12 protein-coding genes are annotated in these 12,123 nt (G+C 35.1%); 7 read left to right on the top strand and 5 right to left on the bottom strand.

Going from position 1 to position 12,123, the window contains the following annotated elements; translation table 11 throughout:
- Positions 1-19: 19 nt before the first annotated feature.
- The 3 genes from BN2628_RS07585 to lptB form a co-directional block, all read right to left on the bottom strand.
- Positions 20-469, bottom strand: a complete 450-nt coding sequence (locus BN2628_RS07585; protein WP_074024057.1) for a GtrA family protein — start codon at positions 467-469, stop codon at positions 20-22.
- A gap of 171 nt (positions 470-640) precedes the next feature.
- A complete protein-coding gene (locus BN2628_RS07580) occupies positions 641-1,102 on the bottom strand; it encodes a hypothetical protein (protein ID WP_044227873.1) in 462 nt (153 codons plus the stop codon).
- 90 nt (positions 1,103-1,192) lie between these two features.
- On the bottom strand, positions 1,193-1,933 hold the full coding sequence (lptB, locus tag BN2628_RS07575; protein ID WP_044228094.1) for an LPS export ABC transporter ATP-binding protein: 741 nt from the start codon (positions 1,931-1,933) through the stop codon (positions 1,193-1,195).
- A 340-nt stretch (positions 1,934-2,273) separates the two neighbouring features.
- Between lptB and BN2628_RS07570 the strand changes: the two genes are divergently transcribed.
- The 5 genes from BN2628_RS07570 to BN2628_RS07550 all read left to right on the top strand — a co-directional run bounded on the left by BN2628_RS07570 (position 2,274) and on the right by BN2628_RS07550 (position 7,376).
- Positions 2,274-3,017, top strand: coding sequence for an MlaE family ABC transporter permease (locus tag BN2628_RS07570; RefSeq protein ID WP_257606458.1), 744 nt, complete (start codon positions 2,274-2,276; stop codon positions 3,015-3,017).
- Positions 3,014-3,811 (top strand): ABC transporter ATP-binding protein, encoded by a 798-nt coding sequence (locus tag BN2628_RS07565; protein WP_021931207.1) that lies wholly within the window; start codon positions 3,014-3,016, stop codon positions 3,809-3,811. The genes BN2628_RS07570 and BN2628_RS07565 overlap by 4 nt, the downstream gene beginning before the upstream one ends.
- Before the next feature lie 197 nt (positions 3,812-4,008).
- Entirely contained in the window at positions 4,009-5,052 is a 1,044-nt protein-coding gene (locus BN2628_RS07560; RefSeq protein WP_021931206.1) for a sugar kinase, read from the top strand.
- Between the two features lie 69 nt (positions 5,053-5,121).
- Positions 5,122-5,793, top strand: a complete 672-nt coding sequence (locus BN2628_RS07555; protein ID WP_021931205.1) for a bifunctional 4-hydroxy-2-oxoglutarate aldolase/2-dehydro-3-deoxy-phosphogluconate aldolase — start codon at positions 5,122-5,124, stop codon at positions 5,791-5,793.
- A 128-nt stretch (positions 5,794-5,921) separates the two neighbouring features.
- Positions 5,922-7,376 (top strand): MFS transporter, encoded by a 1,455-nt coding sequence (locus BN2628_RS07550; RefSeq protein WP_021931204.1) that lies wholly within the window; start codon positions 5,922-5,924, stop codon positions 7,374-7,376.
- An 80-nt stretch (positions 7,377-7,456) separates the two neighbouring features.
- On the opposite strand, the gene BN2628_RS07545 is transcribed toward BN2628_RS07550, so the two are convergent.
- Both BN2628_RS07545 and BN2628_RS07540 read right to left on the bottom strand, forming a co-directional pair.
- On the bottom strand, positions 7,457-8,977 hold the full coding sequence (locus tag BN2628_RS07545; protein WP_021931203.1) for a ClC family H(+)/Cl(-) exchange transporter: 1,521 nt from the start codon (positions 8,975-8,977) through the stop codon (positions 7,457-7,459).
- A gap of 134 nt (positions 8,978-9,111) precedes the next feature.
- The gene (locus tag BN2628_RS07540) at positions 9,112-9,615 is read right to left on the bottom strand and encodes an RNA polymerase sigma factor (protein ID WP_044228097.1); all 504 of its coding nucleotides are present in this window, start codon (positions 9,613-9,615) and stop codon (positions 9,112-9,114) included.
- Positions 9,616-9,966: 351 nt separating this feature from the next.
- Between BN2628_RS07540 and BN2628_RS07535 the strand changes: the two genes are divergently transcribed.
- Both BN2628_RS07535 and kdsB read left to right on the top strand, forming a co-directional pair.
- A complete protein-coding gene (locus tag BN2628_RS07535) occupies positions 9,967-11,355 on the top strand; it encodes an NfeD family protein (protein ID WP_021931201.1) in 1,389 nt (462 codons plus the stop codon).
- A gap of 15 nt (positions 11,356-11,370) precedes the next feature.
- Positions 11,371-12,111: a 3-deoxy-manno-octulosonate cytidylyltransferase gene (kdsB, locus tag BN2628_RS07530; RefSeq protein ID WP_021931200.1), complete on the top strand. Its 741-nt coding sequence runs from the start codon at positions 11,371-11,373 to the stop codon at positions 12,109-12,111.
- Positions 12,112-12,123 lie beyond the last annotated feature (12 nt).

Genomic DNA, 12,123 nt, shown 5'->3' with positions numbered 1-12,123 from the left:
TAAGGTGGCATTATTTTTATTATGACTTTTGGGTAATTTCTATTTCTTTGTAGTCTGGAGCTGTCTTTTGAGGTGAGGTTACGGATATATGTTTTCTATGAGGTTTTAAAGCGAAACGGACTAAAAGAAAATTGATAGGCATGATTACTGCCCAGACGGGCATTGGAGCATAAGCTTTGGAGACTCCAAAAAAGAGAAATAAATTGAAAAAAGATATTTGCATGATGTAGTTGACGACATGGCTTCCACTGAATCTGATAGCTCTCTTCCATGTAGGACGTGTATGGAATGTGTAATAATTAGATAATAAAAAATTGCATATAAAGCTGACAATGAATCCTATACTGTAGGCTGCATTTAGTTTCAAAAATGAACTTAAAGGTAAGTATAATCCGTAATGAATAATAGTAGCAATTGTTCCTACAATACAGAAACGAATAGGTTCACTATTAAGTAATCTTTTTTTCATTCTTTGGATTGCTGTTATTACGGAATATGATGATTCTTAAAAATATTTTCCTTTTTATCTCAAAAATTTTAGTAAAAATAGCTCAAAAAAATTATATATACAACTTTCTGTTGGACATTTTATATGTCCTGTTGTTTATATAGAATTGTTTTGTGAGGTATTTTTGTAATGTTACTGCCTTAATTTCCTAATAGCACATTTTATTCCAGGAGTGGGGGAGATGGATTCTTTTGCAATAATATTTTCCATGACCTCTGTAATCCATTTGACTTGAGGATTTAGGATTTGGAGTATATTCAAACACCATATTTTATTCCCTATTTTGGCTTTAGATGCTATGAGCCAATGGCATACTGTCTCTGCGATTGATTCGGCAGTATCAATATCAGGGACTAACCATTTTTTAGAGAGTAATATATACATAATTTTTCCATAAAGACGCCGTACGCTTTCATTTTCTGTTTTATGAAAATAAGTTATAAATTGTGGAACAAAATTTAAAAATGAATCTGGTCGCTTTAAAAAGGCATATTCGACTGCCCATGCTGCACGAAATGCGATATTCCCTTTTTCCTTACAAATAATATCCATCATCAGACCAAACAAATTTTGTTCTAATATTAAATTACCCATGTATTTATTGAAAGGTATTTTCCTATCATAATTCTTATATTGTAATAGTGAAATTAACAGGGAATGACTATATCTTGAGGGTGATACCATTTAGTCGAATTTTTTTCGACGGAATATGAAATTTCGTCCCAAATACTTTTCTCTTACGATAGGGTCAGCCGCTAGTTCTTCGGAACTTCCTTGAAAGAGGATTTTTCCTTCGAACAATAAGTAAGCTCGATCAGTAATGCTAAGTGTCTCTGGAGCGTTATGGTCTGTGATGAGTATCCCTATGTTTTTTTCTTTTAGTTTATATACGATGTATTGTATATCTTCAACGGCAATAGGGTCAACTCCAGCAAATGGTTCATCAAGCATGATAAATTTGGGATTGATAGCCAGACATCGGGCTATTTCAGTACGCCGGCGTTCGCCCCCTGATAATTGGTCTCCAAGATTTTTTCGAACTTTTTGTAGCCTGAATTCGGCAATGAGACTTTCAAGTTTTTCTTTTTGGTAAGTTTTGCTTTCTCCTGTCATTTGTAATATGGAGAGTATATTGTCCTCTACTGACATCTTTCGGAATACTGATGCTTCTTGGGCTAGGTAGGCTATTCCATGTTGAGCTCGTTTATAAACAGGAAATTTGGTAATGTCAAGGTCATTTAGAAAAATACGCCCTTCGTTTGGAGTAACAAGCCCTACGGCCATGTAGAACGTAGTAGTCTTTCCGGCACCGTTCGGGCCTAATAGCCCTACGATTTCACCCTGTTTTACATTGATAGAAACATGGTTAACAACAGTACGTTGACGGTATTTTTTTACCAAATCTTCAGTCCGTAATGTCATCATCGGGTTTTCAGATTCTGGAGTAATTTCGTTCTCAACGATGATATTTTCCTCGACAATTATGGGTGTTATTGCTTCGGGGGTAATTTCTTTTTCACTCTTTTTTGTCTCCATCCAATACTCTCTAAAATAAAAAATTTATTGTGAACAAAGGTATATATTTTTATGGATTACGTTAAGTTCTTTGTCCCAAATTGTGTTTATTGAGAAAGAAAGATTGTTATAATAAGTGTGTAAATAGTGTTTTTTTGTTTAATTGACACTTAACGATACAATAATTTTAATTATGTTTGTAGTGTAGAATCGTTTGTTTCTATGATAGAAAAAGTTGTTTTTTATGATATTGACTAAATCATTAGAAAAATTTGGTGACTATGTCATGCTCATGACAAGGGTATTTTCTGCCCCAGATCGTTGGAGTGAGTTTTTCAGACGTTATATTGCTGAAGTATATAAATTGGGTATTGACTCAATTGCTATTGTAGTGACTATCTCATTATTTATCGGTGCAGTTATAACGATTCAGGTGTCATTGAACATTATGTCTCCTTTAATTCCTGCATATACAGTGGGTTTGGTGACAAGAGATACTTTGATATTGGAATTTTCTTCTTCTATCATGAGTTTGATATTGGCGGGGAAGATTGGGTCTAATATTGCGTCGGAAATTGGCACTATGAGGGTAACGGAACAAATAGATGCGTTGGATATCATGGGGGTGAATTCTGCTAATTACCTTATATTGCCTAAGATTATCGCTTTAGTGACTTTTATTCCGGTGTTGGTGGTTTTCAGTATGTTTACAGGCTTGATGGGCGGCTATCTGATCGCTTCATTTACGGGAATGATTTCTACAGCCAAGTATATTTATGGGTTACAAAGTTTCTTTGTAGAATATTATATTTGGTATTCGATTATTAAATCATTTTTCTTTGCATTCGTTATTAGTTCGGTGGCTTCTTATTATGGGTATAACGCTAGAGGAGGAGCTCTTGAGGTGGGAAAGGCCAGTACTGACTCTGTGGTGGTGAGTAGCGTGATGATTTTATTGTTGGATGTGTTGCTTACTAATTTGTTATTGCAATGATAGAGGTAAAAAATATAGTGAAATCATTTGAAGGTAAGACTATCTTGCATGATATCAGTGCGACTTTTTATGCGGGTAAGACTAATCTGATAATTGGACAAAGTGGTTCGGGAAAGACTGTTTTGATGAAATCTATTGTAGGTTTGATACGTCCAGAATCAGGGCAAGTTTTATATAATGGTAAGGATTTGTTGAAGATGAACAGCTCGGAAGTTAGAACTTTAAGGTCTGAAATTGGGATGTTATTTCAAGGTTCTGCGTTGTTTGACTCATTGACAGTACTTGAAAATGTGATGTTTCCTTTGAAGATGTTTACACGTCAGTCAATGGTAGAACGAGTAAAACGAGCTGAATTTTGTTTAGAAAGGGTAAATATAAAGGGTGTAAATAATTTGTATCCGTCGGAAATTAGTGGAGGTATGCAAAAGCGCGTTGCTATAGCAAGGGCTATAGCTTTGAATCCTAAGTATTTATTTTGTGATGAACCGAATTCTGGACTTGATCCGCGCACTTCGATTGTAATAGATGAGCTGGTGAGTGATATAACTAAGGAATACAATATGACAACTATTATTAATACTCATGATATGAACTCGGTCATGGGCATTGGTGAGAATATTGTATTTCTGAATAAAGGTCATAAGGAATGGGTTGGTACGAAAGAAGAAATCTTTACAGCAAAAAATGAGGCTTTAGATGATTTTGTCTTTGCGTCTAATTTGTTTAAGATGGTAAAAAAATATGTTGTAAAGGAAAATCTGGAATCTTTTTTTGATAATAAATCTGGGAAATGAAATTAATAGATGATAATTTATTCATTATTAACTGTAAAGTTTTTGTGCAAACGTTTGTACTAATTTAGATAAATCTCTTATATTTGTACCTGGTTTAAAAGTTATACCGGATTAGGAAATTTAAGTGGAAGGTAAGACTTTATAAGTACTGGATGTGAAATGTATCAAAAAAAGAATTCAATAAATTGTTTAAGACCATGAGTAAAAAAGTAGTCACTTTTGGAGAAATTATGTTGCGTTTGGCAACACCAGGTTATCAACGTTTTTGTCAGGCCACAGAATTTACTGCGACCTTTGGTGGAGGAGAGGCTAATGTTGCAGTTTCGTTAGCTAATTATGGACTTGATGCTGAATTTGTAACTCGTTTGCCTAAAAATGATATTGCCCATAGTTGTGAAATGGATTTACATAAACATGGAGTGAAAACTAGTCATATTGTTTATGGAGGTGACCGTTTGGGTATTTATTTTCTTGAGACAGGGGCTGTAGCTCGAGCTAGTAAGGTTGTGTATGATCGCGCTTATTCTGCTATTTCAGAAATTCAGCCAGGTATGATAAATTGGGATGATGTGTTTAGAGGAGCTGACTGGTTTCATTGGACAGGTATTACACCTGCACTTTCTCAGGGTGCAGCAGATGCTTGTCTTGAAGCTATAAAAGCTGCAAATCGTTTGGGTATAACAGTCTCTTGCGATTTAAATTATCGTAAAAATTTATGGAAATATGGAAAAACAGCATCAGAGATTATGCCGGAATTGGTTGCGGGATGTGATGTCATTTTAGGGAATGAAGAGGATGCTGAAAAAGTATTCGGAATTAAACCTGAAGGTTTTGATGTTACTCAGACTGAGGGTGAGGTAAATGCTGCCGAGTTCAAATCGGTTTGTACTCAATTGATGAAAAAATTTCCTCGGGCTAAGAAGGTTATTGTTACTTTACGAGGTTCTATTAATGCTAATCACAATACTTGGGGTGGGGTATTGTATGATGGCAATATATTGTATCAATCTCCTCGTTACGATATCACTCATATCGTAGATCGTGTAGGAGGAGGTGACTCTTTTATGGGTGGTCTTATTTATGGGTTGCTTACATATACTGATGATGATCAGAAAGCTTTGAATTTTGCTGTTGCCGCATCTTGTCTGAAGCATACTATATATGGAGATTTTAATTTGGTGACAGTAGATGAAGTTGAGAAGTTGATGAGTGGGGATGCTTCAGGGCGAGTATCACGATGATATTAAAAGTATAAACTAACTAAATGGTAGTGTGTAGAGAGCGTTACCATTTATTTTCATTATAAAAATATGGCAAGATTTTCTAAGATGCAGGTCATTAACGCAATGGCCTCTACAGGAATGGTTCCTGTATTTTATAACAAAGATATTGAAATATCTAAAAGTGTAGTAAAGGCGTGCTATGAGGGAGGTGTAAGAGCTTTCGAATTTACCAATCGTGGAGATTTTGCACAGGAAGTATTTGCAGAGTTGGTTAAGTTTGCTGCAATTGAATGCCCGGAGATGATTTTGGGAGTAGGATCAGTTGTTGACCCTGGGACAGCATCTTTATATATTCAGTTAGGAGCAAATTTCGTTGTTGGTCCTTTGTTTAATCCAGAGATTGCGAAGGTTTGTAATAGACGTTTGATTCCTTATACACCAGGATGTGGTTCAGTATCTGAAATTGGATTCGCACAAGAAGCTGGTTGTGATTTATGTAAAGTTTTCCCCGCAGGGAATGTAGGAGGACCATCTTTTGTAAAAAATGTAAAAGCCCCGATGCCTTGGTCTATGTTAATGGTAACGGGTGCTGTCGAACCTACAGAAGAGAATCTTTCAGCTTGGGTTAAAGCTGGGGTTACATGCGTAGGAATGGGATCAAATTTATTCCCCGCAGATATTATAAAAGCTAAAGATTGGTCTGCTATTACTAATAAATGTGCTGAAGCTCTGGCTATAATTAAAAAATTTAGAAAGTGATTTGAATATAGAGGTTTTTCATTATCTTCGGTGAAGAAATGAAAAACTTTCTTTTTATTACTTTGTCCGGCGTATACTATTGTCCGGCTTTTTGAATCAAAGAAAAACACTAACACAAATATTTGAGAATGGATACATCAAAAAATGGAATGGGAAAGATGACAAATTACAGATGGGTTATCTGTGCAATGTTGTTTTTTGCGACAACAGTCAATTACATGGACAGGCAGGTATTGTCTCTGACTTGGAAAGATTTTATTGCTCCGGAGTTTCACTGGACTAACGATGATTATGGAAACATTACGGCATTATTTTCTCTTATTTATGCCATAGGTATGTTATTTGCCGGTCGTTTGGTGGATTGGTTAGATACAAAGAAAGGATATTTGTGGGCTATTGGTATTTGGTCTTTAGGAGCATGTGTACATGCTTTTTGTGGAATTGCAACTTCTGGTATTGTTGCCGGAGAGTGGTTTGTTGGCTTTGAAGGGGCCAAAGAAGCTCTTGCCAAAGTGGACGATGTTGCGATGATTGTAAATGTGAGTGTAACACTATTTGTCTTTGCTCGTTTTGTATTAGCTATAGGTGAAGCAGGAAACTTTCCAGCTGCGATTAAAGCAACAGCAGAGTATTTCCCTAAAAAAGACAGAGCATATGCTACCAGTATATTTAATGCGGGAGCTACTGTTGGTGCTTTGGCTGCACCAGTTTCTATTCCACTAATTGCGGAGTTATATGGCTGGGAAATGTCATTTATTATTATCGGAGCTTTAGGCTTTGTTTGGATGGGATTTTGGGTGTTTATATATGCTAAACCGGATAAAAGTAAACATGTAAATGCTGCTGAGTTGGAATATATACAACAAGATAAGGGCTCGGAAGAACAATCTAAAGATGAGACAGTTGAAGGCAAGAAATTATCTTTTGTAGAATGTTTTAAGTTTAAACAGACGTGGGCGTTTGCTTTTGGTAAATTTATGACTGATGGTGTATGGTGGTTTTATCTGTTCTGGACACCTGCATACTTGAGTTCGGTATACGATATGAAATCGTCCGATCCTGCAAGTCAGTTAGCTATATTTGTCTTATATGCTATTACTTTATTATCTATTGTTGGGGGGTGGTTACCGACTTATTTTGTAGATAAAAAGCAGATGAATCCTTATGCTGGGCGTATGCGTGCCATGTTGATATTTGCCTTTTTCCCGTTATTAGCACTCTTGGCTCAACCATTAGGTCATATGACATATTGGTTCCCGGTTATCATTATCGGTATTGCCGGTGCTGCACATCAGGCATGGTCGGCCAATATATTCTCTACTATTGGAGATATGTTTCCTAAAAGTGCGATTGCAACTATAACTGGTATTGGTGGTATGGCTGGTGGCATTGGTTCTGTATTTATCAATAAAGGCTCTGGTTTGTTATTTGATTATTCCGAAAATTCAGGAATGAGTTTTCTTGGATTTGAGGGAATTGAATCGGGATATTTCATAGTCTTTTCGTTTTGTGCTGTTGCATATCTGATTGGCTGGGTTGTTATGAAAGCGCTTGTTCCTAAATATAAACCTATTCGGTTATAATTTCACAATAAATAAATTTAAAGAAGTGTCCGGAGAAATCAATATATGTTTTGTCCGGACATTTTTTATTTTGAAAATAATTATTCGTTTGCCATGCTACGTAATGGCCTATATAAAGTTTCAAGGTCTCGGGAATATAGTTCTATATAGAGTTCATCACCACTTTTAAGTTTATCTTTTTTAAGGCTGAGCTCTTGATTGTGCCGTTTTGCACTAAATATTGTACAACCTTGAGGTAGCTGCAATTCATAAGGGCATTTGTTTATCATATATGAGTTGTCGTTTATATTGAAAGAGATTGTAATACGTCTGTCCGAATTTTGAAGTCCTGTAGGTAATAGTCGTTGATATAGCATGTCATAAATTGGTTTGACATTTACAATTTGGCTGAAAAAGTAAGAGAGACTCACAACGATAATCATAGGAAAAAGAATATTGAATTTTTGGGTCATTTCAAGTATTAATATTATACCAGTAATGGGTGAACGAACGACGACACTGAAAAGAGCAGACATTCCGATAACCATAAAAAATCCTGTGTGAGCAGCATTTAATAGCCCTATTTGTATAAGTATAAGAGAGAACCATTTTCCTAGTAATCCGCCGCACACTAATAATGGTAGGAAAATACCTCCTGGAAATCCGGTCGCATAACATAGTGGTGTATAGAAAATTTTTATGAATATAATAATGGTGAGATATACAATGCCTGTGTAAGCCAAAGGAGAACTTTGTTGTATTAAAAAGCGTTCGCCTCCAGCTAATAAATCTGTACAAAAGAAGCCAAGTAAGTAAGTTAGTAGTATTATAATTAGTATTTTCCAATATATGGGTATTGGCATTTGTTTAAATTTTTTTTGGAAATTGAGTAATGATGAATTGAAAAGTTTTCCAGCTCCGGTAAGTAGTATAGAAAAGAAAATGAAAGTGATAAATAATGAAAAAGTGCTCATTTCTTCAGGCCATGTGGTTTGTATGGGTGCGTAAATATTTGTTGGAAGGATGATGCTTGCCATCCATGCTGATACTGTAGATGCTAATAATGAGGTTATTATAATTTTGACAGAATCAAATTTTTCAATTTCTTCTACAATAAAAATCGTAGAGGCGAGAGGTGCTGTAAAAGCTGAAGCCAATCCGGCACTAGCTCCTCCAGTGTAAAGATATCTTTGTTCTGATACATTGGCTTTACTCCATTTTCCTATTATTCGAGCTATAAATCCTCCCATTTGCACCGAAGGGCCTTCTCTGCCTAACGATAATCCCATACCTATACCAGCCACACCACTCCAAAATTTAGCTATAAGTAGACGAAAAGGATATGAAAATTTGAATCTTCCATAAATAGCTCCTTCGACTTGAGGTATACCACTTCCCGAAATAATCGGGAACTTTTTTACTGATATATAGATAAATAGGGCTATAATCCACATAATAGCAACTGTGAGTAGATGAAACCACCAACTGTGATGTTCAACAAAGAAGTATGCTCTAAATATATCTGATTTTTCGAGCAGATATCTATAAGGTATAGTCACAAATCCAGTCAATATGCCGACAAATAATGATAGTACATACAATTTGATGTGGGAAAACTTCATAATGAATCGGATGATGTTTTATACAAATAATAGCCTTTATATTATAAATAGAGGGCTTTTGTTTATAGAAACAAGAATAAGGCAAATAGTGAAATAGTCTATTCGCCTCGTCATATTCTTGTCATTTTTATTATTTATTTGTAATCTTTAAGTATTTCTTGTAAACGTTGGCGAGCAAAAAATATTCGGCTTTTTACTGTTCCGAGAGGAAGTCCCATCTTTTCTGCAATTTCGTGATATTTAAATCCTGCTACATGCATTGAAAAGGGAATTTTATATTCATCTGAAAAGCTATTTATCGCTTTTGTTATTTCTTTTACTGTGAACGAACCTTCAGGAGTATTGAATCCTGATTCTTGAGGTAAATTTAGGTGGTACAGATCTTCGGTCTGATCGACTATTGTCTGATTGCGCACAATCCTTCGATAATTGTTGATAAAGATGTTTCTCATGATAGTGAATACCCAGCCCTTAAAATTTACATTGTCAATGTATTTGTCTTCGTTGTCAAGAGCTTTCAGGGTTGTGTCTTGAAGTAAATCTTTAGCTTCTTCCCGATCAGATGTAAGCATGTAAGCGAAATTCAGCAAATTGTCTTGTAATCCCAACAATCGCTGTTGAAAATTATTTGAATTCATAAATTCAAAAATTAGATTAATTAATACTTCGTTTATTTTCATGCTACTGCTCATTACAAAGCTAATTATATAAAATCGGATTTCAAAATTTTCTCATTAAAAATATGTTATTTAACAGTGTTTAAAAACATATATGTGGTCTTTTTTTATGGATTTTGTCTATATCATGGCTTTATTTTTATAGAATACAATTTTTTTATTTCCATTTAACGATATAAATAGGATAATATCACGTAATAGTGATAAATACGATATGTAGATTTCTCCTCTTAATTATAGTTTTATTTCTTATGAATTTCTTATATTTCAGAGAAAAAGACTAACTTCGTATATGAATATAACGTAAAAAGGATGAAAAGGTTCTCATTTGTTATTATAATTTTATTTTTACTTCCAGTTTTTTCGGTTTATGCTGTTGAGAAAACATTGATATATAAAATAAATTTGAAGAAAGAGGTAGGAAGTACTACGTGGAGATATGTAAAAAGAGGGATGGCTGAGGCATCAAAGAAAAAAGCCGATGCAGTTATTTTGCATATGAATACATATGGAGGAACTGTTATTCATGCAGACTCAATACGAACACTTATTTTGAATTCATCTATTCCGGTTTATGCTTTTATAGATAATAATGCAGCTTCAGCAGGGGCTCTTATAGCCATTGCTTGTGATAGTATATATATGAGGCCAGGAGCCAATATAGGTGCGGCTACAGTAGTAAATGGAAATGGAGAGGCTATGCCAGACAAGTATCAATCTTATATGAGAGCTACTATACGTTCGACTGCAGAAGCCCATGGAGCTGATACTATAATCAATGATGGAGATACGGTTGTCCGTTGGAAACGAGATCCCCATATTGCGGAAGCGATGGTTGATGAGAGGGTTGTAATACCGAGTGTAATTGATTCTGGAAAAGTGCTTACATTAACAGCTTTGGAAGCTGAGAAATGGGGGTATTGCGAAGCAATTGTAAATAGTACTGATGAAATTATTTCAAAATGCCTGAATCAAAAACAGTATACAATAGAAGAATATCATCCTACTTTATTTGATGAGATAGCTGGTTTTTTAACTAATCCGGCATTTCAAGCGATATTGGTGATGATAATTATCGGGGGCATTTATTTTGAGTTGCAATCTCCGGGTATCGGTTTTCCTTCGGCAGCGGCATTAATAGCTGGGGTATTGTATTTTGTTCCTTTGTATATTGATGGATTTGCAGCAGGATGGGAAATATTGATATTTTTGGTAGGAGTTATTTTACTGATATTGGAACTTATTATTATACCGGGTTTTGGTGTTGCTGGGATATTAGGTAGTATTATGGTTTTTACCGGATTGATATTAGCTTTGATTAATAATATTGATTTTGATTTTTCCCCAGTTGAGCCTAGGATTATTAGCCAAAGTATATTGACTGTGATATCTGGTATTGTTATGGGTTTTGTAATTGCTATATATTTAGCACATAAGATAGGGTCAAAAGGCATATTTCATCGTTTAGCTTTGCATACGGTTCAAGATGCAGAGAAGGGCTTTATTGGAGTTCCGAGAGATTTATTTGAGCTTGTAGGTAGAGAGGGGATAGCAGCGACTATTATGAGACCTTCGGGAAAAGTAATGATAGGAAGTGAAGAATATGACGCTATGGCATTGTATGGGTATATAGAAAAAGGAGAATCTATAAAAGTAGTGAAGACAGAAAATACACAATTATATGTAATAAAAACGAAATAAATCATAGAGATAAATATGAAATTTACAGGAATTATTCCAGCACGTTATGCTTCTACGCGTTTTCCCGGGAAACCGTTAGTTGATATGAAAGGAAAAACGATGATTCAGCGGGTATATGAGCAGGTAAGTATCGTTCTCGATAGTGTATATGTGGCAACAGATGATAGTCGTATTTATGAGACTGTAGAAGCATTTGGTGGACGGGCGATTATGACTTCCGAAAAACACAGAAGTGGTACAGACCGTTGTGAAGAGGCTTATTATAAAACGGGGGAAAAGAGTGATGTAATTATTAATATACAAGGTGATGAACCTTTTATAAAGCCTTGTCAAATAGAGGAAATAATGAAATGTTTTGATTCTGAAGATACGCAAATTGCGACTTTGGTAAAAGCTTTTGATTCAACGGATGGATGGGATGTTTTGATGAATCCGAATTCTCCTAAAGTTGTGTTAAATGATAAGAGTGAAGCCTTGTATTTCAGTCGCTCTATAATACCCTATTTAAGGAATATTCCGCGGCAGGAGTGGCTTCTAAATCATGTATTTTATAAACATATAGGTATGTATGCTTATCGGGTGGATGTACTAAAGGAGATTACTAAATTGCCTCAATCTACACTGGAGCTGGCCGAGTCTTTGGAACAATTGAGATGGTTACAAAATGGATATAAAATAAAGGTGGGCATAACTACGCAAGAAACTATAGGCATAGATACTCCTGACGATTTGAGAAAAGCGTTAGATTTATTATAAGATTATATGAAT

It is taken from the genome of Gabonia massiliensis (assembly GCF_001403595.1).
In the GTDB taxonomy this organism is placed as follows: domain Bacteria; phylum Bacteroidota; class Bacteroidia; order Bacteroidales; family Coprobacteraceae; genus Coprobacter; species Coprobacter secundus.
This window is presented reverse-complemented; position numbering and strand designations above follow the sequence as displayed.